Consider the following 22,413-nt stretch of genomic DNA (forward strand, 5'->3'; position numbering starts at 1 on the left):
CCGCCTTGTCCGCCGTGGCGGTCGTCTTCGTCTTGCGTGGCATTCATGCTCCTTGTCGACATGCTATGCCTCACACACAAAATTTCTGACAGGTTCCCTACGCTCGTGCTGACTCGCAAACTACTGCCAGAAACAGACACCTCAGCCGGCAGCACCAAGCCGACTGGGCTCAGGAGTTGCACCGACTGGGCCGATGCTGCCTCCAACTCGCCGTCAAAGGTCGCCGTGAATGCAGTTCCGCGCGGCACTGCCGGAGACGATTCAGAAGGCGCATGGCTGATCATGCGCAGAACTGGCGTGTCTGCGCCACCGCAGGCACTCAATGCAAGGCTGGTGCATAGCACCCAGGCTGTGGCAGCACGAACGTTGATCATCAGTTCCTCCCTCCCAAAGGTCAGCGCGTGACCCGGACATTCTTCCCACGGCTACGGACATGTCATTTCATCGCTATTTCGCATGCGCTGCGCATCATCGCAGCGCATGAGTGAGCAGCCAACCCTCACTGACGGGGGATCTAACATAGCCCTGCTCTACACTGTCCCGCCGGCAAACACTGCCCAATCCCACTGAACAAAGCCCTCTTCAGAGGGCTTTTGACCTTTCCAGCATTCTTTGCCCTCATGAGTCAGACCTCGGACTTCAGCGCTCACACGCCGGTGATGGCGCAGTACTTCCGCATCAAGGCCGAGCACCCGGACGTGCTGGTGTTCTTCCGCATGGGCGACTTCTACGAAGTCTTCTACGACGACGCTCGCAAGTGCAACGCCTTGCTTGACATCACGCTCACCCAGCGCGGCCAGAGCGCCGGCCAGCCGGTGGTCATGGCCGGGGTGCCGGTGCATGCGCTGGAGAGCTATCTGGCCAAGCTGATCCGCCTCGGCGAGGCCGTCGCGATTGCCGAGCAGGTGGGCGATGTAGCCACCGCAAAAGGACCTGTGGAACGCAAGGTGGTGCGCGTCGTCACGCCTGGCACGGTCACGGACACCGAGCTGCTGGCCGACAAGCAGGACTCGATCCTGCTGGCCGTGGCGACACAAGGCAAGACGCTGGGCCTGGCCTGGTTGTCCCTGACGCAAGGCCAGCTTGGCTTGTCGGAGTGCAGTGAACGCGAACTGCCATCCGTCCTGGCACGCATGAGCCCAGCCGAGGTACTGGTCGATCGCGAGCGCCAGCCGCAGGCTGTGCTGGCTGCACGGCTACCCATTACCAACCGGCCAAGCTGGCAGTTCGACACCCAGCTCGGCGCGCGCAAGCTGTGCGAGCAGCTGGGTGTTGCCAGTCTGCAGGGCTTCAATGCGCAGGACCTGAAGGCCGCACAGGCCGCCGCTGCCGCGCTGCTGAGCTACGCCGAGCACACGCAGGGCCGGGTGCTGGCGCATGTGAAGAGCCTGCAGGTGCAACGCAGCACCGAGCTGCTGGACCTGCCGCCGGCCACGCAGCGCAATCTGGAGCTGACGCAGACGCTGCGCGGCGAGTCTTCGCCCACCCTGCTCTCCGTGCTGGACACCTGTCGCTCCGGCATGGGCAGCCGTGCGCTGCGCCATTGGCTGCTGCATCCCAAGCGCGAACGCAGCGAGGCGCTGGGCCGCCATGCAGCGATTGGAGCGCTGATCGAGAACGGCTTCGAGCCACTGCGCGAGGCGCTGCGCCATGTCTCGGACGTGGAGCGCATCGCAGCGCGCATTGCGCTGCGCCAGGTGCGTCCGCGCGAACTCACCGGTCTCCGCGCCACGCTGCAAACCCTGCCGAACCTGCGCCACACCCTGCCGAGCGGGGAACAGGGCAGCGCGCTGATCGCCACGCTGGCGCAACACCTGACCCCGGCTCCGCATATCGAGGAGCTGCTGAGCCGCGCCATCGCCGACGAGCCGGCCGTGCTGCTGCGCGATGGTGGCGTGATCGCCAGCGGCTTCGACGAGCAGCTCGACGAGCTGCGCGGCATCCAGCAGAACTGCGACAGCTTCCTGCTCGACCTGGAAACCCGTGAGCGCGCCCGCACCGGCATCGCCAATCTGCGCGTGCAGTTCAACAAGGTGCACGGCTTCTATATCGAGGTGACGCAGGGCCAGGTCGACAAGGTGCCGCTGGACTACCAGCGCCGCCAGACACTGAAGAACGCTGAGCGCTACATCACGCCCGAACTCAAGGCCTTCGAGGACAAGGCCTTATCTGCTCAGGAGCGTGCGCTGGCGCGCGAGAAGCTCTTGTTCGAGATGGTGATCGACCAGTTGACCGAGGAGTTGCCGACGCTCAGCGCGCTGGGCCGCGCGCTGGCCAGCCTGGACGCCCTGGCCGCGCTGGCCGAGCGCGCTGCGACGCTGAACTGGTGCCGTCCGGACTTCATCAACCAGCCGGCGATCGACATCACGGCCGGCCGCCATCCAGTGGTAGAGGCCCGGCTGCGCGAGACCGGCGCAGGCGAGTTCATGGCCAACGATTGCCGCCTTGATGCGCGCACCAAGATGCTGGTGATCACCGGCCCGAACATGGGCGGCAAGAGCACCTTCATGCGCCAGGTGGCGCTGATCTGCCTGCTTGGCGCCATCGGCTCCTATGTGCCGGCCACGGGCTGCCGCCTGGGGCCGATGGACGCAATACACACCCGCATCGGTGCGGCTGACGACCTGGCCAATGCGCAGTCCACCTTCATGCTGGAGATGACCGAGGCCGCGGCCATTCTGCACAGTGCCAGCGATCAATCGCTGGTGCTGATGGACGAGATCGGGCGCGGCACTTCGACCTTCGACGGTCTGGCGCTGGCCGGCGCCATCGCCAGTCATCTACACGACAAGACGCGCGCCTTCACGCTGTTTGCCACGCACTATTTCGAGCTGACCGAGTTTCCTGCCAAGCATGCGCAGGCGCTGAACTGCCATGTGGCTGCGGTGGAAAGCGGCGAGGACATCGTCTTCCTGCACGAGATCCAGCCGGGGCCGGCCAGTCGCAGCTATGGCGTGCAGGTGGCGCGGCTGGCGGGCATGCCGGCAAGCCTGGTGCGGCAGGCGCGCGCCACGCTGGAGGCGCTGGAAGCCAAGGCAAGCGCGGGCGAGGCGCAGATCGACCTGTTCGCTGCGCCGCCTGAGCCTGAGCCGACACCCCCCACTGTCGCCGCCGAGACCGACGCGGCGCTCGCAGCGCTGCATGATCTGGACCCCGACGCATTGACCCCGCGTGAAGCGCTCGATGCGCTGTACCGCCTGAAGAGCCTGAGCCAGAAACCCCACCCATGACCGCGAGTGCCACCGCCCTGCCCAAGACCCTGGTGTTCTCGCACGCGAACGGCTTCGGCGCCGGCTGCTACCGGGTGCTATTCGAAACCTGGCGCGCTGCGGGCTGGCAGGTCTTTGCCCTGCCCGAGTTCGGCCACGACCCGGCCTATCCGGTCAGCAGCAACTGGCCCCATCTGCGCGACCAGCTGATTCATTACATCGAGCGCGAGGTTCAGCCCCAGATGGCACAGCCCGGCCCGGTGATGCTGGTCGGGCATTCGCTGGGTGGCATGCTGAGTCTGCTGGCAGCCAGCCGCCGGCCCGACCTGGCACAAGGTCTGCTGATGCTGGACTCTCCCGTCGTTGGCGGCTGGCGCGCGCACAGCATCCGGGTCGCCAAGGCCACGCGCCTGATCCAGCGCGTCTCGCCCGGCAAGGTGTCGCGCCACCGCCGCCACGAATGGCCGTCGCGCGAGGCGGTGCATGCGCACTTCGCCAGCAAGCACAAGTTCGCCCGCTGGGACCCGCGTGTGCTGGCCGATTACGTGGCCAGCGGCTTCGAGGAGCGAGCTGATGGAATGACGCACCTGAAGTTCCGCCGCGAGGTCGAGACGCGGATCTACGACACCCTGCCCCATCATCTGGATGGCTTGTTGAAGCGTCGGCCCTTGCTCTGCCCGGTCGGCTTTGTCGGCGCCACGCAGTCCGAGGAGTTGCGCCAGGCCGGCGCAGCCGCCTCCAAGGCGCTGGCGAGGCGGCATTTCGTCTGGATCGAAGGCGGCCACCTGTTTCCCTTCGAGCGTCCAGACGATACCGCGGCACTGGTGCTGCAGTTGCTGGATACCTTGCGAGCCGAGCAAAGCCGAGCCTGACGGCATCGCTATAATCGCGCTTTACCACCACAGCGTTCTTGAACCCGAGGCGCTGCAAGACATGACCAAGTACGTCTTCGTCACCGGCGGTGTGGTGTCCTCTCTCGGCAAGGGCATCGCATCAGCCTCTCTGGCTGCTATCCTCGAATCGCGCGGCCTCAAAGTCACCCTCATCAAGCTGGACCCGTATATCAACGTGGATCCGGGGACGATGTCGCCCTTCCAGCACGGCGAGGTCTTCGTGACCGATGACGGCGCGGAAACCGACCTGGATCTGGGCCACTATGAACGCTTCATCACCACGCGGATGAAGAAGAGCAACAACTTCACCACCGGCCAGATCTATATGTCGGTGCTGGAGAAGGAGCGTCGTGGCGACTATCTGGGCAAGACGGTTCAGGTGATTCCGCACATCACCAACGAGATGCAGGACTTCATCCGTCGCGGCGCCGGTCATGGCACCCCCGAAGCGGTGGATGTGGCCATCGTCGAGATCGGTGGCACGGTGGGTGATATCGAATCGCTGCCCTTCCTGGAGGCCGCGCGCCAGATGAGTCTGAAGGCCGGCCCCAACAATGTGGCCTTCGTGCATCTGACCTATGTGCCTTGGATCGCTGCAGCCGGGGAACTGAAGACCAAGCCGACCCAGCACACGGTGCAGAAGCTGCGCGAAATCGGCATCCAACCCGACGCACTGCTGTGCCGCGCCGACCGCCGCATCCCGGACGATGAGCGTGAGAAGATTTCGCTGTTCACCAACGTCCCCGAGTACGGTGTGATCTCCATGTGGGACGTCAACACCATCTACAAGGTGCCGCGCGTGCTGCATGAGCAGGGTCTGGACCAGCTGATCTGCACCAAGCTGCAGCTCAACACCAAGTCGGCGGACCTGCGCCGCTGGGACACCCTGGTGCACGAGGTGGAGAACCCGGCGACGAACGTCACGATCGCGATGTGCGGCAAGTACACCGACCTGTCGGATTCCTACAAGTCCTTGAACGAGGCGCTGCGCCACGCCGGCATCCACAACCACGCTGGCGTGAAGATCGAGTACGTCGACTCGGAGATGCTGACGGCGGACAACATCGATCAGCTGGCGCAGTTTGATGCCATTCTGGTGCCCGGCGGTTTCGGCAAGCGCGGTGTTGAAGGCAAGATTCTGGCCGCGCAATACGCCCGCGAGCACAAGGTGCCGTACTTGGGCATCTGCCTGGGCATGCAGGTCGCGACCATCGAATACGCACGGCACATGGCCGGTCTTGAGGGCGCCAACTCCACCGAGTTCGACCCCGAAACCAAACACCCGGTGATTGCGCTGATCGACGAGTGGCAGGACGCTGACGGCACGATTCAGCGCCGCGACGAAAAATCTGATCTGGGCGGCACCATGCGCCTGGGTGCGCAGAGCTCGGACGTCAAGCCCGGTACGCTGGCGCACGAGATCTATGGTCCAGTGGTGACCGAACGCCATCGTCATCGCTATGAGGCCAACGAGCATTATCTGGATCGCCTGCAGCAGGCCGGCCTGGTGATCTCGGCCATCACCCAGCGCGAGAAACTCACCGAAGTGGTCGAACTGCCGCGCGAAGTGCATCCCTGGTATGTGGGCGTGCAGTTCCACCCGGAGTTCAAGTCCACCCCCTGGGACGGCCATCCGCTGTTCATTGCCTTCATCAAGGCAGCCTTGAACCACAAGAAGGCCTGACAAGAGAGCAACTCATGAAGCTGTGCGGATTCGACGTCGGGATCGACAAACCCTTCTTCCTGATCGCGGGCACCTGCTCGATCGAGGGTCTTGAGATGTCGCTGGAAGTGGCAGGCCAACTGAAGGAAGCCTGCTCTGCCCTGGGCATTCCCCTGATCTACAAGGGATCCTTCGACAAGGCCAACCGCTCTTCCAGCAGCACCAAGCGCGGGGTGGGCATGGAGGCAGGCCTCAAGATCCTGGACGAAGTGCGCCGCCAACTTCAGCTGCCCATCCTCACCGACGTCCATGATGAGTCCCAGGTCGCCGAGGTCGCCAGCGTGGTCGACGTGCTGCAGACCCCGGCCTTCCTGTGCCGCCAGACCGACTTCATCCGTGCGGTGGCAAAGTCAGGCAAGCCGGTCAACATCAAGAAGGGCCAGTTCCTCGCGCCCTGGGACATGAAAAATGTCATCGACAAGGCGCGCGAAGCGGCTCGCGAAGTTGGCCTGTCTGAAGACCGTTTCCTGGCCTGCGAGCGCGGCGTGAGCTTCGGCTACAACAACCTCGTGGCCGACATGAGCAGCCTGGCCGAGATGCGCAAGACCGGTGCCCCGGTGGTATTCGACGTGACCCACTCGGTGCAGAAGCCGGGCGGTCAAGGCACCAGCAGCGGCGGCGCCCGCGAGATGGTGCCAGTGCTGGCCCGTGCCGGCGTGGCAGCAGGTGTGGCGGGCCTGTTCATGGAAACCCACCCGCGCCCGGCCGAGGCCTGGTCCGACGGCCCTAACGCCGTGCCGCTCAAGCATATGAAGGTGCTGCTCACGCAACTGGTGGCACTGGACCGCGTGGTCAAGTCCCAGCCGCTGCTTGAGAACGACTTCAACAGCTGAGTCAAAGCCAAAGCCGCCAGAAACACCACGCCTGCCGAACCGGACGCGAAAGACCCTCCAGACCATGGCCGCCTACATCATTGCCGACGTAACCGTCACCGACCCTGAGCAGATGGCCAAGTACCGCGAATGGTCGACCAAGGCGATGCAGGAACATGGCGCCGAAGTGTTGGTGCGCGGCGGCGAGTTCGACGTGCTGGAAGGCCCCTGGACGCCCAGCCGCATCGTGTTGCTGAAGTTCACCGACCGCGCCGCGGCCAAGGCCTTCTACAACTCGCAGACCTACCAGCATGCCAAGTCGCTGCGCGAGCAGGCCGGCATCATGCGCATGGTGGTGGTCGACGGCATCTGAAGCCTGAAACTGCATCTTGTTCAGCGCTGGTAACGATCTGCCGCCATCATCTGCCCCCACGAAGAATTTCTGACCTTTTGGAGACCCTGAATGAGTGCCATTGTTGACATCGTCGGACGCGAGATCCTGGACAGCCGCGGCAACCCGACCGTCGAGTGCGACGTGCTGCTGGAATCCGGCGTGATGGGCCGTGCGGCCGTCCCGAGCGGCGCCTCCACCGGCTCACGCGAAGCGATTGAACTGCGCGACGGTGACAAGAGCCGCTACCTGGGCAAGGGCGTCCTCAAGGCTGTCGAGCACATCAACACCGAAATCTCCGAAGCCGTGCTGGGCCTGGACGCCTCCGAGCAGGCCTTCCTGGACAAGACCCTGATCGACCTGGACGGCACCGATAACAAGAGCCGCCTGGGCGCCAACGCGATGCTGGCTGTCTCGATGGCCGTGGCGCGCGCAGCCGCCGAGGAATCAGGCCTGCCGCTGTACCGTTACTTCGGCGGCATGGGCGGCGTGCAGCTGCCGGTGCCGATGATGAACGTCATCAACGGCGGCGCCCATGCGAACAACTCGCTGGACCTGCAAGAGCTGATGATCATTCCGGTCGGTGCACCGACCTTCCGCGAAGCGATCCGCTGGGGTGCCGAAGTCTTCCACGCACTGAAGAAGATCATCCACGACAAGGGCATGAGCACAGCCGTCGGCGATGAAGGCGGCTTCGCGCCCAGCGTCGAGAGCCACGAGGCTGCGATCCAGCTGATCCTGCAGGCCATCGACCAGGCGGGCTACACCGCAGGCGAGCAGATCGCCCTGGCTCTGGACTGCGCCGCCAGCGAGTTCTACAAGGACGGCAAGTATGTGCTGGAAGGCGAAGGCGGCATCCAGCTGACGAGTCAGGAATGGACCTCGATGCTGGCCGCCTGGGTCGACAAGTACCCGATCATCTCGATCGAAGACGGCATGGCCGAAGGCGACTGGGACGGCTGGAAGCACCTCACCGACGTGCTGGGCAAGAAGGTTCAGCTGGTGGGTGACGACCTGTTCGTCACCAACACCAAGATCCTGAAGGAAGGCATCGACAAGGGCATCGGCAATTCGATCCTCATCAAGATCAACCAGATCGGCACCCTGACCGAAACCTTCGCCGCCATCGAGATGGCCAAGCGCGCAGGCTACACGGCCGTGATCTCACACCGTTCGGGCGAAACGGAAGACTCGACGATTTCCGACATCGCCGTCGGCCTGAACGCTGGCCAGATCAAGACCGGCTCGCTGAGCCGCTCCGACCGCATGGCCAAGTACAACCAGCTGCTGCGCATCGAAGAGGATCTGGGCGAGATCGCTGTCTACCCGGGTCGTTCGGCCTTCTACAACCTGCGCTGACCATCGTCCCGTCGAGCTTGGCTACACTGCGCACGTGAAAGTCATCGGCCTCATCCTCGCTGCCTTCCTGGTGGCCATCCAAGCCCAACTCTGGTTTGGCAAGGGTGGGCTTGCGCGCGTGGTGCAGCTCAAGAGCGAGGTGGCTGCACAGCAGCAGGCCAATGAAGCGGCTCGGGCACGCAACAGCCAGATCAGTGCCGAGTTGCGCGACCTGCGCGAAGGCCTTGAGATGGTCGAAGAGAAGGCCCGCCTTGAGCTGGGCATGGTCAAGCCGGACGAAATCTTCGTGACCGTGCGTCGCTGATTCAGCACGCTCCCACCCTCGATGGACGCGCTGCTGCAGTCACTCCAACCGCTGTTTGCACCGGCTTTCGAGGTCTTCGGCAGCCCCATCAGCTGGACCGAGCTGCTGGCCTTTGTGCTTGCTGTCTGGATGGTGCTGTGCAATATGCGCGTGCACGTGCTGGCTTGGCCCCTCGCGCTCACCAGCTCGCTGCTGTACTTCCTGCTGTTCTGGAGCGGCAAGCTCTACGGTGAAGCGGCCTTGCAGCTCGTGTTTGCTGCGCTTGCCATCTGGGGCTGGTGGCAGTGGCTGCGCGGGCGCGATCAGCAAGGTCACGTGCTCAAGGTGCGTGTCATGAGTGCACGTGCACGCTGGCTGGCCCTCTCAGCCGTGCTTCTGGCCTGGCCCTTGCTCGGTCTGTGGCTGGATCGCCAGACCGATTCAAGCGTGCCTTACTGGGACGCCTTCCCGACCGTGGCCAGCCTGCTGGGCCAGTACCTGCTGGGCCGCAAGTACCAGGAGAACTGGGGGGTGTGGATGGTCGTCAACACAGTCAGCGTCACCTTGTTCGCCTACAAGGGCTACTGGTTGACCGTGCTGCTCTATGCCGTCTTCATCCCGATGTCTGTGGCGGGATGGCGCGCCTGGCAGCGCCAGTTGCAGCCGGCTTGAGCGACATCGCGATGTCGGCACCAAGCTGGCCGCACCGGACAGGCGGATTGCGCATTGCGATCGTGGGGGCCGAGAGCACAGGCAAGAGCACACTGGCCCAGGCCTTGTGCGCCCGACTGGCTGACGACACCGGCCTGCGTTGCATCCACGTCACTGAGCACCTGCGCGATTGGTGCGCTGCTGCCGGACGCACGCCGCGCGCGGATGAGCAGTTCGCCATCGCGAGGGCACAGGCCCACGCCGTGCAAGCCGCCACCCAAACGCACCAGATCGTGCTCTGCGATACCACGCCGCTGATGACGGCCGTCTACAGCGCACTGATGTTCGAGGACCACAGCCTGTTCGAGTTCGCGCTTGAGCAACAACGGCTTTGCGCTCTGACATTGCTGACGGCGCTCGACCTGCCCTGGGTTGCCGATGGACTGCAGCGCGACGGCCCCCATGTGCAGACGCCGGTTGACCGCCTGCTCCGCAGCACATTGATCGAGGCCGGTCTGCCTTGGTCCCTCATCAGCGGCAAAGGTGAAGCGCGAACCGAAGCTGCGCTGAGTGCGCTCACCCCCTTGCTGCTCGCCAGCAACGGCCCGCGCCAAGGCTTGTTCACCCGGTTGGAGCAGCGCCAGCAGGCCATGCCCGAGCAGGCCTGGTTCTGCCAGAACTGCGATGTGCCCGAATGCGAGCACGCCAGCCTGCGACGCTCGCGTCATCAGGCTTGACGCGATGACCAGCTGACGCAGACACTAGCGGCCGCATCAGCTGCAAACGTTTGCTCACGGAGCCCAGCGCATGAAGATCCGAACCCCTTTCCGCCTGAGGCTACTGGCCTCCTTGCTGCCCGTCGTCGCCCTCGCCGGCTGCGCCGGCTTGGTCAGCGCGCCACCGACGACGCCAGTCGCCGTCAAGGTTCTGGCAATCAACGACTTCCACGGCAACCTGAAGCCGGCCTCCGGCGGCATCCGGATCAAGGACCCGCAAGATCCCAGCAAGACCATCACCGTTCCGGCTGGGGGCGCCGAACACCTGGCTACCGCCGTGGCTCAGCTGCGCAAGGCCAACCCCAACCATGTCTTCGTTGCTGCTGGCGACCTGATTGGCGGTAGCCCCTTGCTGTCGGCTCTGTTCTATGACGAGCCGACCATCGAATCGCTAAGCCTGATGGGCCTGGAAATCACTGCCGTCGGCAACCACGAATTCGACTCCGGCATAGCCGAGCTGCTGCGCAAGCAATACGGCGGTTGCCATCCCAAGGATGGCTGCAAGGGACCGACCCAGTTCAAGGGAGCGAGCTTCAAGTACCTGGCCGCCAGCACCTGGGATACCAGGACGAACAAGACCGTCTTGCCGGCCTACCACGTGAAAAGTTTTGAGGGCGTGCCGGTCGCCTTCATCGGCCTGACGCTCAAAGGCACACCAGAGATAGTGACCCCCGCAGGCGTGGCCGGATTGCGTTTCGACGACGAGGCTGAGACCGTCAACAAGCTGGTCCCGGAGCTCCGTACCAAAGGGATCGAGGCCATCGTGCTGCTGATCCACGAGGGCGGTTTCCCGACGGGCGACTACAACGAATGTCCTGGAATTTCTGGTCCCATCGTCGACATCGTCAAGAAGCTCGACAAGGCCGTCGACCTGATCGTCAGCGGCCACACGCACCGTGCCTACCAGTGCCAGGTCGATGGTCGTCTGGTCACCAGTGGCGACAAGTACGGCACGGTGGTCACCGAGATTGATCTGCAACTGGACCGCAAGACCCGCGACGTCATCGCCGCCAAGGCCAACAATGTAATTGTTCGGACGGCGACTTACGCCAAGGATCCGGCGCAGACGCAACTGATCGCTGCCTACGAGAAGCTGGCCGAGCCGCTGGCCAAGCGGGTTATCGGCCGCATCGACGCCAGCATCGCTCGCGAGGCCGACGCCGCAGGCGCCATGCCCATGGGGCAACTGATTGCCGATGCCCAGCTGGCCGCCAGTGCAGCGGCTGCCGATGGCGGGGCGCAGATCGCATTCATGAACACCGGCGGCGTGCGCGCTGCGCTGACGCGCAGCGCCAGCGGCGAGGTCAGCTACGCGGACGCCTTCGCGGTTCAGCCGTTCTACAACAACCTGGTGACGATGACGCTGACCGGCGACCAGATCCGCCGGTTGCTGGAGCAGCAATGGCGCACTGAAGAACTTCGCGCTGTTTTCCTGCAGGTCTCACAGGGTTTCAGCTACAGCTGGGATGCGAGCAAGCCGCTGGGCGCGCGCATTGTGGCCGGCAGCATGATGCTGAACGGCCAGCCGATTGATGCCGCAGCCAGCTACCGCGTCACCGTCAATAGCTTCTTGTCCAGCGGCGGCGATGGTTTCCGCGTGCTCACCGAAGGCAAGGCGCTGCGCACCGGCATCATGGACGTGGACGCGCTGGAGCGCTACCTGAGCGCCGGCCGCAGCATCCGCCCGCCTGCGCTTGACCGCGTCAAGCGCATCAACTGACGCGCGGGGGCCGCGCCCCTCAGGGCTTGAGCCTGAGAGGCGCGCGCGCCGCCAGCCCGGGTCGGCTTACTGCAAAGTGCCGCTGCCCGGCTGCTGCTGGTGGCCGGCGGTGAAGAGCTCGCCGACGTCCACCGCATCGAAGCGGTAATGCGCGCCGCAGAAGTCGCAGGCAATCTCGACTTCGCCGCGCTCTTCCAGCACCGAATCGACTTCCTCGCGCCCCAGCCCCTGCAACATCGCGCCCACGCGACCGCGTGAGCAGGTGCAGGCAAAGCGCGGACGCAGCGGCTCGAAGCGCTCCAGAGGCTCCTGCCAGAACAGGCGCCGCAACACCGTCTCCGCATCCAGATCGAGCAGCTCTTCGCGCTTGGCACTGGCCGCCAAAATGCCGATGCGATTGAAGGCGTCCGCCAGCTCCGGGTCTTCCTCGGCATGCGTGGCACCCGCCAGATTGCCCTCGCCCTGCACCGGCAGATGCTGGATCAGCAACCCGGCTGCCGTCTCATCGCTGGCCGCAAGCACCAACCTGGTGCTGAGTTGTTCAGACTGGAGCATGTAATGCTCGATCACGGCACTCAGTGACTGCAAGGGCGCGCCTTTCTCGTCACTGAGCGGCACCACCCCCTGATAGGGCTGCTGGCCCGGCAGCTTGTCCTTGGGGTCCAGCGTGATCGCGCAACGCCCCTGGCCGTGAACATTCAGCATGGCCGGCAGACCGGCACCCGGTACTACCTCGCCGACCACCTTGGCCGTGGCGCGGTAGCTCAGGTCCTGCTGCACCTCGACCACAGCCAGCTTGACCGGGCCATCGCCGAAGATCTGCAGCACCAGGGCGCCGTTGAACTTGATGTTGGACTGCATCAGCACCGCAGCGGCGGCCATCTCGCCCAGCAGCTGGCGCACTTCAGGCGGGTAATGCGCATCGGGCTCGCGCCGGCTCTGCAGCTCTTTCCAGCTGTCGGTCAGGCGCACCAGCTGGCCGCGCACCGGCAGACCCTTGAAAAGAAACTTGTGCAATTCACTCATTCGGCGATCTTCTTCAGTTCGGACGCATAGCGCTGTCCATTGCTCACATAGTGCAGCGCGCTGAGCTTGAGCCCGGCGATCTGCTCGGGCGCCAACTCGCGCACCGCCTTGGCCGGGCTGCCGATGATCAGCGACCCATCCGGAAATTCCTTGCCTTCGGTCACCAGGGCACCTGCGCCGACCAGACAGTTCTTGCCGATGCGTGCGCCGTTCAAGACCACGGCGCCGATGCCGATCAGCGAGTTCTCCCCCACGCTGCAACCATGCAGCATCACTTGGTGGCCCACCGTCACGTTCTCGGCCAGCACCAGCGGAAAGCCGGTGTCGGCATGCAGCACCGAGCCATCCTGGATATTGCTGCCGGCGCCGATGGTCAATGAGTCGCTGTCGCCTCGCAACACGGCGTTGAACCAGACACTCACATGCTCACCCAAGTTCACCTTGCCGATCACCTGGGCGCTCTCAGCCACCCAGGCGGATTCAGGAACAGTGGGACGGTGTTCGCCCAGTTGATAGACAGCCATTGAGTTCTCCCGGGCAGGCCCGCATCGAGGCAAAGGGATAATTGTAAGAATGGAACTCCGTGATCGTGCGCTGCAGGTCTTGTGTCTCGTGCCTCCGGCCGACAAAGCACAGGCCGCGCGCAGCCTTTTCGACGCCGCGCAAGTTGGCTTGGCGCTGGACGCGCAGCGCGTGTTCGAGCAGCCGCTGGCCCTGCCCGGCCGTCCCGATCGCCCGCGACTGGTTCCCACGCTGCAGGTGCCGAAACGCTCGCCCTTTACGATCGATGGCCGCGCGGCCCTGCTGCATGCCATCGCGCATATCGAGTTCAACGCCATCAATCTGGCGCTTGATGCGATTTGGCGCTTCCCCGGCATGCCCGACGCCTTCTACCGCGACTGGCTCAAGGTGGCGGCTGAGGAGGCCTTGCACTTCACGCTGCTGAACGATCATCTGCAGACGCTGAACTGCAGCTATGGCGACTTCGACGCCCATGATGGGCTGTGGACCATGGCTGAGCGCACTGCCGGCGATGTGCTGGCGCGCATGGCCCTGGTGCCGCGCACGCTGGAAGCACGCGGCCTGGATGCCACGCCGCCGCTACAGGCCAAGTTTGCCCGCGCCGGCGATCAACGCTCGGTGGAGATCCTCGAGGTGATCCTGCGCGACGAGATCGGCCATGTCGAGATCGGCAACCGCTGGTATCGCCACCTGTGCCGGGAGCGCGGGCTCGATCCGATCAGCTTGTATCCGCAGCTGGTGGCGCAGTACGAAGCGCCGCGGCTGCGTCCGCCATTCAATATCGCTGCGCGCAGCGCCGCCGGTTTCAGCGCCGAAGAACTCGCCTATCTGCAGGCGGGCTGAAGCCACGCCGGTCTCTCTTCTCTCACCCGTTCAAATCCTGTGACCCGTATCCAAGCCAACTTGCTGCTGACCGTCATCGCCCTGATCTGGGGTTCGGCCTTCGTCGCCCAGAGTCATGGCATGGCCGATCTCGGCCCCATGGCCTTCACCGGCGTGCGTTTCCTGATCGGCACGTTGGTGGTGGCGCCGCTGATGTGGCGCGAGTGGCAGGCCTTGCAGCGCCAGGGCAAGCCTTTGGTGCGCAGCGATGCCATGAAGATATCAGGCCTTGGCGCGCTGCTGCTGCTGGGCGCAGCGATGCAGCAGATCGGCATCGTCAGCACCTCGGTGACCAATGCCGGCTTTCTGACGGCGCTATACGTGCCCCTGGTCCCGCTGCTGGGCTGGCTGCTGATGCGCCATCTGCCGCACTGGTCGGTGTGGCCGGCGGCGGCGGCCTGCCTCGTTGGCGCATTCCTGCTCTCTGGCGCCCATGAACTGAACATCGGCACCGGCGACCTCTGGGTGATTGGCTCCGCCTTCCCTTGGGCTTTGCACGTGCTGCTGGTGGGCCGGGTCGCAGACCGCATGTCCGCGCCCTTCCTCGTAGCCGGCGGCCAGTTTCTGGTCTGCGGCCTGATCGCGCTATGCTGGGCCTTTGCTTTCGAGCCCTTTGCCTGGTCGGACGTCCGGGCTGCTGCAGTTCCCCTGCTCTACGCCGGCATCCTGTCGGTCGGCGTGGCCTTCACCGCCCAGGTGGTGGCTCAGCGCTACGCCCAAGCGGCGGATGCCGCGATCATCCTGTCGTCCGAGACCCTGTTCGCGGCGCTGTTCGGCTACCTGCTGATGGGCGATCGGCTGAGCGCCGCCGGATTCGGAGGATGCGCGCTGATCCTGTTCAGCATGTTGGCAATCCAGTTGCTTCCGCTGCTGCGACGCACGTCCCGTGTCACGGCCTGACGCTGCCGAGCAAACTGTCATAGGGTTTTCACCAATCCCTGTCACAGTCTGACTCCAAGCACTCGATGTCCGGGTGCAAGGGAGAGTCTGATGAGTACCGTTCCGCTGTTCCTGAGCCAATCGCAAGCCTATCTGGCACCAATGCCTTCGCTCGATTCCCGTCCGAGCTGCTCGACACCCAAGGTTGAAGCACTGGGCTTCGCGTCCGCGCTCGGCCTGTTCGCTATGTCCGTGTTGGTGGCACTCACAGGCGGCTGAGCCCGGCGCTCAGAGCTCGAAAGCTGTCGTCTTCTTGATGGTGCGCAGCACCAGCATCGAGTTGGAGCGCGCCACCTCGGGCAATTGCATCAGCACATGGGTGTGAAAGCGCTCCAGGTCCTCGGCATCCTTGTAGGCGAAGCGGATCAGGTAGTCATTGGTCCCCGCCACGTAGAAACAGTCCAGCACATCGGGGCTGTCCTGGATGGCCTGTTCAAACGCGGCCAGCGCTGACGTGGTCATACGCTCCAGATTGATGATGGAGTAGCAGGTGCCTTGCTTGCCCACCGCTTTCGGATTGACGAGAGCGACATAGCCAGCAATCACGCCCGCATCCTCAAGCACCTTGACCCGGCGCAGGCAAGCGGACGGTGACAGGTGGACCCGCTGCGCCAGCTCCACATTGGACAGGCGGCCGTTGTGCTGCAACTCGTTCAGGATGGCACGGTCGATCGCATCCAGTTGCACTTCAGAGCTCATGTTTGATTTTTTATGCGGAGACGAGGCCATCCTACCGCATGAAGTTGCGAAACCTGGGGTTTGCCCAGAGCCAAAGCGCCAGCACATTGCGTGACGCCCTGACTAGACTGCATGCTGTCGGGAGTTCACGACAACAACGCTTCGGGAGCACGCAATGAGTCAGCCGATCGTCGACAAGCTCGACGCCTACTGGATGCCCTTCACGGCCAACCGCCAGTTCAAGAAGGCGCCGCGTTTGCTGACTGGCGCCGACGGCATGTACTTCACGGATGACAAGGGCCGCCAGGTGCTGGACGGCATTGCTGGCCTGTGGTGCGTGAACGCCGGCCACAACCGCCCGAAGATTGTCGAAGCCATCCAGAAGCAGGCGGCTGAGCTGGACTTTGCGCCGCCCTTCCAGATGGCCCATCCCAAGGCTTTCGAACTGGCCGAGCGGCTGGTGGAGCTCACACCTAAAGGCCTCAGCAAGGTTTTCTACACCAACTCGGGCTCCGAGTCGGTCGATACCGCGCTGAAGATGGCCATCGCCTACCACCGCGTGCGCGGCGAAGGCGCGCGCACGCGGCTGATCGGCCGTGAGCGCGGCTACCACGGGGTCAATTTCGGTGGCATCTCGGTCGGCGGCATGGTCGCCAACCGCAAGATGTTCGGCACCATGCTGGGCGGGGTGGACCACATCCGCCACACGCACGACCCGGCCCGCAATGCGTTTTCGGTCGGCCAGCCAGCGCATGGCGCCGAGTTCGCCGACGATCTGGAGAAGCTGATCGCGCTGCACGACGCCTCGACCATCGCAGCGGTGATCGTCGAACCCGTCGCTGGCTCCACCGGCGTGCTGATTCCGCCCCAGGGCTATCTGCAGCGCCTGCGCGAAATCTGCGACAAGCACGGCATCCTGCTGATCTTCGACGAGGTCATCACCGGCTTCGGCCGCACCGGCAACCCCTTCGGCGCACAGACCTTCGGCGTCACACCCGATCTGATGACGGTCGCCAAGGGTCTGACCAATGGCTGCGTGCCGATGGGCGCGGTGTTCGCCAAGCAAGGCATCTACGACGCCTTCATGAACGGCCCAGAGCACCTGATCGAGTTCTTCCACGGCTACACCTACTCGGCCCACCCGCTGGCTTGCGCCGCGGCTCTGGGCACCCTGGACACCTATGCCGAGGACGGCCTGCTGACCCGCGCCGGCGAGATGCAGGACTACTTCGCACAAGGCGTGCACTCGCTCAAGGGCGAGCCCAACGTCATCGACGTGCGCAATATCGGCCTGGTCGGTGGCATAGAACTTAGTCCGCTGCCGGGCGAGCCGGCCAAGCGCGCCTTCAATGTCTTCCTCGATTGTTGGGAGCAAGGTGTGCTGGTCCGCACCACGGGCGACACCGTGGCCCTGTCGCCACCCCTGATCATCGAGCGCGCGCACATCGATCGCATCATCGACACCGTGCGCGCAGCCTTGCGCCGCGCGGCCTGAGCGGCGCGCCAGACAAGCACCCACCGCATCGAAGGACTGCCTAGCGCTGACCTATGAGCCTGCTTGAGACCGACCGCGAACTCACGCGCGACTCCTACTACGTGGCCACCGCGGCGCGCAGCCCGGATTTCGCACCGTTGCGAGAGAAGGTGACGGCCGATGTGGCCATCGTCGGCGGCGGTCTGGCCGGGCTGTCGGCGGCCATTGAGCTGGCGGATCGTGGACTCAGCGTGGTGCTGCTGGAAGCCAGCCAGGTCGGCGCCGGCGCGTCCGGACGCAACGGTGGCCAGGCCATCCACGGCCTGGCCTGCGACCAGAGCACCATCGAAGCGCAACTGGGCATGGACGAAGCCCGCCGCATCTGGGGCATGAGCCTGGAAGCGCTGGACCTGATCCGCGCGCGCTGCCAGCGCTTTGGCATCGACTGCGAGTGGCAGGACGGCTACCTCGGCCTGGCCACCAGCGAGAGCAAGGGCCGCGATTTGCAGGCCTGGGCCGAGCGCATGGCCAGCCACTACGACTATCCGATGCGCTGGATCGCACCCAGCGACATCCAGCAGTGGATTGCAAGCCCGCGCTTCAAGGCCGGCGTGCATGACCCGCGCTCCGGCCATCTGCATCCGCTCAAGTACTGCCTCGGCCTGGCGCGCGCCGCGCACAGCCTGGGCGTGCGCATCTACGAGCACAGCCCGGTGACCCGCATGCAACAGGGCCAGACCGTCGAGCTGGGCTGTGCCGAGGGCAGCGTACGCGCCAAGCAAGTGCTGCTGGCCGGCAATGTCTACCTGCAGGAGTACGCGCCCGATCTGGCAGAGAAGCTGGCGCCGCGCATCATGCCGGTCGGCACCTATATCGTCTGCTCCGAGCCCATGGACAAGGCTCGCGTCGATGCCTTGATCCCGAGCCGCAGCGCGGTGTGCGACACCAACTTCGTGCTCGACTACTTCAGGCCCACGGCAGATCAGCGCCTGCTCTACGGCGGCCGCGTCAGCTACAGCACGGTGACGCCACGCTCGCTGATGGCCAGCATGCGGGAACGCCTGCTCTTGAGTTTTCCGCAACTGCAGGACCTGGGCATGCAATATGCATGGGGAGGTTTCGTGGATATCTCGATGAACCGTGCCCCTGATTTCGGTCGCCTGGGCGCACACAGCAATGTCTACTACCTGCAAGGCTTCTCGGGCCATGGCCTGGCGCTGACCGGCCTGGCCGGCCGCGTGGTGGCCGAGGCCATGCACGGCGATGCCAGCCGTTTCGACAGCTTTGCCCGCCTGAAGCATCGCCCCTTCCCGGGCGGGCGGCTAATGCGCATGCCCGCGCTGGTGCTGGGCATGGCCTACTACCGATTGAGGGACATGCTGTGAGTGCCCCGATGACGCAAAGAAAGCCCGTGGTGCTGGTGCCGGCCTGCAACCGCATGATGGGCGACCATCCGTTCCACATGGCCGGCAAGAAGTACATCGACGCGGTGCGTCTGGCCGGCTGCCTGCCGCTGATCGTGCCCAGCAGCACGCCGGGAGAACTGGACGAGTTGCTGGACTTGGCCGATGGCGTGCTGCTGACCGGCTCGCAATCGAATGTGCATCCCAGCCATTTCGACGAGGCGGTGCACAACCCGGAACTGCCCCTGGACCCGACCCGCGATGCCTGGACCCTGCCGCTGATTCCAAAGGCGATCGAGCGTGGCATGCCGCTGTTCGCCATCTGCCGCGGCTTCCAGGAAGCCAATGTGGCACTGGGCGGCTCCTTGCATCAGGCGGTGCAGGAGCAGGCTGGCCTGGCTGACCATCGAGCGCCGCCAGACCAGCCGCCTGAGGTCGCCTATGCCGAGCAGCACCCGGTGCAGGTGCTGCCCGGAGGCACCATGGAGGCCTTGCTGGGCCACCGCCAGATCCAGGTCAATTCCCTCCACGGCCAGGGCGTCAAGACCCTGGCACCAGGCCTGCGCATCGAGGCGGTGGCACCGGACGGCCTGGTGGAAGCGTTCACAGTGGAAGCCGCGCGCGGCTTCAACCTGTGCGTGCAATGGCATCCCGAATGGCAGGCAGCCAGCAACCCGGTCTCGATGACCCTGCTGAGCGCCTTTGGTCAGGCCTGCCGCGACTACAGCGCGCAACTCCACGAACCTCGCCACGACTACAAGCGCGACCCGGAGACCTAGCGCCGCTGACCCCATCCCCGAATTCTTGCAATCCGCAGCCCCGGGCGATGTCGCCCGGGGCCAAGACCAGAAGACAGAGGTGAACCATGGTGGTCAGAAACGAATTCACATTTAGCGAGCTCGAACAATGGTTTCGAGAACATCGCGTCACCGAGATCGAGTGCCTGGTGCCCGACCTCACCGGTGTGGCGCGCGGCAAGATCCTGCCGCGCGAGAAGTTCACCGAGGACCGCGGCATGCGCCTTCCCGAGGCGGTGGTCGCGATGGGCGTGACGGGCGAGTTCCCCGAAGAGGGGCCCTACTACGACGTCATCAGCCCGAATGACCGCGACATGCATCTGCGCGCCGACCCGACCACGGCACGCCTGGTGCCCTGGGCCGTAGACCCGACCGCGCAAGTCATCCACGACTGCTTTGACCGCGATGGCAAGCTGATCCCCTTTGCGCCGCGCTCGGTGCTGCGCCGTGTCTGCGACCTGTTCGACGCCGAGGGCTGGGACCCGGTGGTGGCACCAGAACTGGAGTTCTATCTGGTGGCGCGCAACACCGACCCCGACATGCCGCTGAAGCCGCCGATCGGGCGCAGCGGCCGGGCCGAAACCTCACGCCAGGCCTATTCGATCGACGCGGTCAACGAATTCGATCCGCTGTTCGAGGACGTCTACGCCTACTGCGAGAAGATGGAGCTCAACGTCGACACGCTGATCCACGAGATCGGCGCCGGCCAGATGGAGATCAACTTCTTTCACGCCCATCCGATGGGACTGGCGGACGAGGTGTTCTTCTTCAAGCGCACGGTGCGCGAGGCCGCGCTGCGCCACGACATGTTCGCCACTTTCATGGCCAAGCCCATCGCCGGCGAACCAGGCAGCGCGATGCATGTCCACCAGAGCGTGATCAACAAGAAGACCGGCCGTAATCTGTTCAGCAACGAGGACGGCTCGCCGAGCCAGGAATTCTTTTGGTACATCGGCGGCCTCCAGAAATACATCCCCGCCGCGATGGCGCTATTTGCCCCCTATGTGAACAGCTACCGCCGCCTGGCGCGCTTTACCGCCGCGCCGATCAACATCCAGTGGGGCACCGACAACCGCACCGTGGGCATCCGCTCACCGGTGGCCCCGCCGGCCGCGCGCCGAGTGGAGAACCGCGTGATCGGCGCTGACGCCAACCCCTATGTGGCGCTAGCGGCCACGCTGGCGTGCGGCTATTTGGGCATCAAGAACCGCATCGAGCCCTCGCCCGAATGCAAGGGCGACGCGTACCTGGGCGACTACCAGCTGCCGCGCAGCCTGGGCGAGGCGCTGGAGCTGCTGCGCAACGAGAAGGACCTGGCCGCCGTGCTGGGCGAATCCTTCGTCACCGTCTACACCGAGATCAAGGAAATCGAGTACGCCGAGTTCATGAAAGTGATCTCGCCCTGGGAACGTGAGCATCTGCTGCTGCACGTCTGAGCCTCCAGCCAAGGAAACCCCATGAGCGCAATTCAAGTCCAGCAGGCTGCGCGCGCGGAATCGCGCAGCACGAAGGAGTGGCAGCAGGCCGACTCCAGCCATTTCATCCATCCCTTCACTGATCACGGCGGCCTGGCCAAGAAGGGCGCACGCATCATCACCCGCGCCGACAACATCTACCTCTGGGACAGCGAGGGCCATAAGATCCTCGATGGCATGAGCGGCCTGTGGTGCGTCAATGTCGGCTATGGCCAGCAGGCCCTCGTGGATGCAGCCAGCCGGCAGATGAAGGAGCTGCCCTTCTACAACGCCTTCTTCCAGACCTCAACCACGCCCGCCATCGAGCTGGCGGAACTGCTGGCTGAGCTCTCGCCGCCGCAGTTTCAGCATGTGTTCTACACAAGCTCCGGCTCCGAAGGCAACGACACCGTGGTGCGCATGGTGCGGCGCTACTGGGACATCCTCGGCCAGCCGGAGCGCAAGGTCATCATCAGCCGCAACAACGGCTATCACGGCTCCACCATGGCGGGCGCTTCGCTGGGCGGCATGAGCGGCATGCACGCGCAAGGTGGGCTGCCGATTCCGGACATCACCCATATCGATCAGCCGCATTGGTTCGAGCTCGGCCAGGGTCTGAGCCGCGATGACTTCGGACTGAAGGCTGCTCGCTGGCTGGAGGAGAAGATTCTGGCCGTCGGCCCCGAGCGTGTGGCGGCCTTCATCGGCGAGCCAGTCCAGGGTGCCGGCGGCGTCATCGTGCCGCCCTCGAGCTACTGGCCCGAGATCCAGCGTATCTGCGACAAGTACGGCATCCTGCTGGTCAGCGATGAAGTGATCTGCGGTTTCGGCCGCACCGGCAACTGGTTCGGCTGCGAGACGATGGGCAGCAAGCCCGATCTGATGACCTTTGCCAAGGGCGTCACCTCGGGCTATGTGCCGCTGGGCGGCGTGATGGTGGGTGAGCGCATTGCCAAGGCGCTGATCGCCGACGGCGGCGAGTTCAACCACGGCTTCACCTACTCCGGCCATCCAGTGGCCTGTGCGGTGGCGCTGGCCAATATCCGCCTGATCCAGCAGCTCAATCTGGTCAGCCATGTGAAGCACAACATCGGCCCCTATCTGGCCGAGCGCTTTGCCGAGCTCGACGCGCATCCGCTGGTGGGCGAGACACAGACCTGCGGAATGATGGCGGCGGTCCAGCTGGTCAAGGACAAGAGCTCGGGCACGCCTTTTGCAAGCGAGTTGGAAGTCGGCATGCTGTGCCGCGCCCACTGCTTCGGCAACGGTCTGATCATGCGCGCCGTCGGAGACCGCATGATTGTCGCGCCTCCGCTGGTGATGACCCGCCCCCAGGTGGACGAGATGATGACACTGATCAAGCGCTGTCTCGACCTGACCCTGGACGAGTTGAACCGCAAGGGCTGGCTTTAGCAGACCCA

At 64.6% G+C, this 22,413-nt stretch carries 22 protein-coding genes; 18 read left to right on the plus strand and 4 right to left on the minus strand.

Going from position 1 to position 22,413, the window contains the following annotated elements; all coding sequences use genetic code 11:
- Positions 1–374 (minus strand): hypothetical protein (locus ACIQ67_RS10250; protein WP_397534270.1); only part of this gene is annotated, 374 nt, incomplete at its 3' end.
- 246 nt (positions 375–620) lie between these two features.
- Between ACIQ67_RS10250 and mutS the strand changes: the two genes are divergently transcribed.
- The 10 genes from mutS (at position 621) to ACIQ67_RS10300 (ending at position 11,817) form a co-directional block, all read left to right on the plus strand.
- Positions 621–3,230 carry a DNA mismatch repair protein MutS gene (gene mutS, locus ACIQ67_RS10255; protein WP_397534271.1) on the plus strand — a complete coding sequence of 870 codons (2,610 nt, stop codon included), beginning with the start codon at positions 621–623 and terminating at the stop codon, positions 3,228–3,230.
- Entirely contained in the window at positions 3,227–4,081 is an 855-nt protein-coding gene (locus ACIQ67_RS10260) for an alpha/beta fold hydrolase (RefSeq protein WP_397534272.1), read from the plus strand. The genes mutS and ACIQ67_RS10260 overlap by 4 nt, the downstream gene beginning before the upstream one ends.
- A gap of 61 nt (positions 4,082–4,142) precedes the next feature.
- Positions 4,143–5,786 (plus strand): CTP synthase, encoded by a 1,644-nt coding sequence (locus ACIQ67_RS10265; RefSeq protein ID WP_397534273.1) that lies wholly within the window; start codon positions 4,143–4,145, stop codon positions 5,784–5,786.
- 14 nt (positions 5,787–5,800) lie between these two features.
- Complete coding sequence (kdsA, locus tag ACIQ67_RS10270) at positions 5,801–6,658, plus strand: 3-deoxy-8-phosphooctulonate synthase (protein WP_397534274.1); 858 nt, start codon at positions 5,801–5,803, stop codon at positions 6,656–6,658.
- Positions 6,659–6,722: 64 nt separating this feature from the next.
- Positions 6,723–7,010 carry a DUF1330 domain-containing protein gene (locus ACIQ67_RS10275; RefSeq protein ID WP_397534275.1) on the plus strand — a complete coding sequence of 96 codons (288 nt, stop codon included), beginning with the start codon at positions 6,723–6,725 and terminating at the stop codon, positions 7,008–7,010.
- Between the two features lie 90 nt (positions 7,011–7,100).
- On the plus strand, positions 7,101–8,387 hold the full coding sequence (gene eno, locus ACIQ67_RS10280) for a phosphopyruvate hydratase (protein ID WP_397534276.1): 1,287 nt from the start codon (positions 7,101–7,103) through the stop codon (positions 8,385–8,387).
- 34 nt (positions 8,388–8,421) lie between these two features.
- Positions 8,422–8,691: a cell division protein FtsB gene (gene ftsB, locus ACIQ67_RS10285; protein ID WP_397534277.1), complete on the plus strand. Its 270-nt coding sequence runs from the start codon at positions 8,422–8,424 to the stop codon at positions 8,689–8,691.
- A 21-nt stretch (positions 8,692–8,712) separates the two neighbouring features.
- On the plus strand, positions 8,713–9,342 hold the full coding sequence (pnuC, locus tag ACIQ67_RS10290) for a nicotinamide riboside transporter PnuC (protein WP_397534278.1): 630 nt from the start codon (positions 8,713–8,715) through the stop codon (positions 9,340–9,342).
- A gap of 47 nt (positions 9,343–9,389) precedes the next feature.
- A complete protein-coding gene (locus ACIQ67_RS10295) occupies positions 9,390–10,058 on the plus strand; it encodes an AAA family ATPase (protein ID WP_397534279.1) in 669 nt (222 codons plus the stop codon).
- 70 nt (positions 10,059–10,128) lie between these two features.
- Positions 10,129–11,817, plus strand: a complete 1,689-nt coding sequence (locus tag ACIQ67_RS10300) for a bifunctional metallophosphatase/5'-nucleotidase (protein ID WP_397534280.1) — start codon at positions 10,129–10,131, stop codon at positions 11,815–11,817.
- A gap of 66 nt (positions 11,818–11,883) precedes the next feature.
- Here ACIQ67_RS10300 and ACIQ67_RS10305 read toward each other — a convergent pair whose 3' ends face one another.
- Together ACIQ67_RS10305 and ACIQ67_RS10310 are read right to left on the minus strand one after the other, a co-directional pair.
- Positions 11,884–12,843: an Hsp33 family molecular chaperone HslO gene (locus ACIQ67_RS10305; protein WP_397534281.1), complete on the minus strand. Its 960-nt coding sequence runs from the start codon at positions 12,841–12,843 to the stop codon at positions 11,884–11,886.
- Positions 12,840–13,367, minus strand: coding sequence for a gamma carbonic anhydrase family protein (locus tag ACIQ67_RS10310; RefSeq protein ID WP_397534282.1), 528 nt, complete (start codon positions 13,365–13,367; stop codon positions 12,840–12,842). Before ACIQ67_RS10310 ends, ACIQ67_RS10305 begins: the two co-directional genes overlap by 4 nt.
- Before the next feature lie 49 nt (positions 13,368–13,416).
- On the opposite strand from ACIQ67_RS10310, the gene ACIQ67_RS10315 reads away from it, so the two are divergent.
- From ACIQ67_RS10315 to ACIQ67_RS10325, 3 genes are all read left to right on the plus strand, one after another.
- A complete protein-coding gene (locus tag ACIQ67_RS10315) occupies positions 13,417–14,208 on the plus strand; it encodes a ferritin-like domain-containing protein (RefSeq protein ID WP_397534283.1) in 792 nt (263 codons plus the stop codon).
- A 39-nt stretch (positions 14,209–14,247) separates the two neighbouring features.
- The gene (locus ACIQ67_RS10320) at positions 14,248–15,147 is read left to right on the plus strand and encodes a DMT family transporter (protein WP_397534284.1); all 900 of its coding nucleotides are present in this window, start codon (positions 14,248–14,250) and stop codon (positions 15,145–15,147) included.
- 90 nt (positions 15,148–15,237) lie between these two features.
- The gene (locus ACIQ67_RS10325) at positions 15,238–15,405 is read left to right on the plus strand and encodes a hypothetical protein (RefSeq protein ID WP_397534285.1); all 168 of its coding nucleotides are present in this window, start codon (positions 15,238–15,240) and stop codon (positions 15,403–15,405) included.
- Between the two features lie 9 nt (positions 15,406–15,414).
- Here the strand turns inward: ACIQ67_RS10325 and ACIQ67_RS10330 are convergent, their stop codons facing one another.
- A complete protein-coding gene (locus ACIQ67_RS10330) occupies positions 15,415–15,885 on the minus strand; it encodes an Lrp/AsnC family transcriptional regulator (protein WP_397534286.1) in 471 nt (156 codons plus the stop codon).
- 154 nt (positions 15,886–16,039) lie between these two features.
- Here ACIQ67_RS10330 and ACIQ67_RS10335 point away from each other — a divergent pair, with 154 nt between their 5' ends.
- The 5 genes from ACIQ67_RS10335 (at position 16,040) to ACIQ67_RS10355 (ending at position 22,405) form a co-directional block, all read left to right on the plus strand.
- Entirely contained in the window at positions 16,040–17,359 is a 1,320-nt protein-coding gene (locus ACIQ67_RS10335) for an aspartate aminotransferase family protein (RefSeq protein WP_397534287.1), read from the plus strand.
- A gap of 53 nt (positions 17,360–17,412) precedes the next feature.
- Positions 17,413–18,723: an NAD(P)/FAD-dependent oxidoreductase gene (locus tag ACIQ67_RS10340; RefSeq protein WP_397534288.1), complete on the plus strand. Its 1,311-nt coding sequence runs from the start codon at positions 17,413–17,415 to the stop codon at positions 18,721–18,723.
- A gap of 8 nt (positions 18,724–18,731) precedes the next feature.
- Complete coding sequence (locus tag ACIQ67_RS10345) at positions 18,732–19,520, plus strand: gamma-glutamyl-gamma-aminobutyrate hydrolase family protein (protein WP_397534289.1); 789 nt, start codon at positions 18,732–18,734, stop codon at positions 19,518–19,520.
- An 86-nt stretch (positions 19,521–19,606) separates the two neighbouring features.
- Complete coding sequence (locus ACIQ67_RS10350) at positions 19,607–20,974, plus strand: glutamine synthetase family protein (RefSeq protein ID WP_397534290.1); 1,368 nt, start codon at positions 19,607–19,609, stop codon at positions 20,972–20,974.
- A 21-nt stretch (positions 20,975–20,995) separates the two neighbouring features.
- Entirely contained in the window at positions 20,996–22,405 is a 1,410-nt protein-coding gene (locus tag ACIQ67_RS10355; protein ID WP_397534291.1) for an aspartate aminotransferase family protein, read from the plus strand.
- The last annotated feature ends 8 nt before the right edge of the window (positions 22,406–22,413 follow it).

Source organism: Roseateles sp., assembly GCF_044373315.1.
GTDB lineage: Bacteria > Pseudomonadota > Gammaproteobacteria > Burkholderiales > Burkholderiaceae_C > JACDQM01.

Bases quoted from the DNA above. Each gene is read 5' to 3' on its own strand.
- ACIQ67_RS10325 (WP_397534285.1), top strand. From the start codon at position 15,238: ATGAGTACCGTTCCGCTGTTCCTGAGCCAATCGCAAGCCTATCTGGCA.
- mutS (WP_397534271.1), top strand. From the start codon at position 621: ATGAGTCAGACCTCGGACTTCAGCGCTCACACGCCGGTGATGGCGCAG.
- ACIQ67_RS10345 (WP_397534289.1), top strand. From the start codon at position 18,732: ATGACGCAAAGAAAGCCCGTGGTGCTGGTGCCGGCCTGCAACCGCATG.
- ACIQ67_RS10315 (WP_397534283.1), top strand. From the start codon at position 13,417: ATGGAACTCCGTGATCGTGCGCTGCAGGTCTTGTGTCTCGTGCCTCCG.
- kdsA (WP_397534274.1), top strand. From the start codon at position 5,801: ATGAAGCTGTGCGGATTCGACGTCGGGATCGACAAACCCTTCTTCCTG.
- ACIQ67_RS10300 (WP_397534280.1), top strand. From the start codon at position 10,129: ATGAAGATCCGAACCCCTTTCCGCCTGAGGCTACTGGCCTCCTTGCTG.
- ACIQ67_RS10260 (WP_397534272.1), top strand. From the start codon at position 3,227: ATGACCGCGAGTGCCACCGCCCTGCCCAAGACCCTGGTGTTCTCGCAC.
- ACIQ67_RS10305 (WP_397534281.1), bottom strand. From the start codon at position 12,843: ATGAGTGAATTGCACAAGTTTCTTTTCAAGGGTCTGCCGGTGCGCGGC.
- ACIQ67_RS10350 (WP_397534290.1), top strand. From the start codon at position 19,607: ATGGTGGTCAGAAACGAATTCACATTTAGCGAGCTCGAACAATGGTTT.
- ACIQ67_RS10340 (WP_397534288.1), top strand. From the start codon at position 17,413: ATGAGCCTGCTTGAGACCGACCGCGAACTCACGCGCGACTCCTACTAC.
- ACIQ67_RS10275 (WP_397534275.1), top strand. From the start codon at position 6,723: ATGGCCGCCTACATCATTGCCGACGTAACCGTCACCGACCCTGAGCAG.
- pnuC (WP_397534278.1), top strand. From the start codon at position 8,713: ATGGACGCGCTGCTGCAGTCACTCCAACCGCTGTTTGCACCGGCTTTC.
- ACIQ67_RS10310 (WP_397534282.1), bottom strand. From the start codon at position 13,367: ATGGCTGTCTATCAACTGGGCGAACACCGTCCCACTGTTCCTGAATCC.
- eno (WP_397534276.1), top strand. From the start codon at position 7,101: ATGAGTGCCATTGTTGACATCGTCGGACGCGAGATCCTGGACAGCCGC.
- ACIQ67_RS10355 (WP_397534291.1), top strand. From the start codon at position 20,996: ATGAGCGCAATTCAAGTCCAGCAGGCTGCGCGCGCGGAATCGCGCAGC.
- ACIQ67_RS10265 (WP_397534273.1), top strand. From the start codon at position 4,143: ATGACCAAGTACGTCTTCGTCACCGGCGGTGTGGTGTCCTCTCTCGGC.
- ACIQ67_RS10335 (WP_397534287.1), top strand. From the start codon at position 16,040: ATGAGTCAGCCGATCGTCGACAAGCTCGACGCCTACTGGATGCCCTTC.
- ACIQ67_RS10330 (WP_397534286.1), bottom strand. From the start codon at position 15,885: ATGAGCTCTGAAGTGCAACTGGATGCGATCGACCGTGCCATCCTGAAC.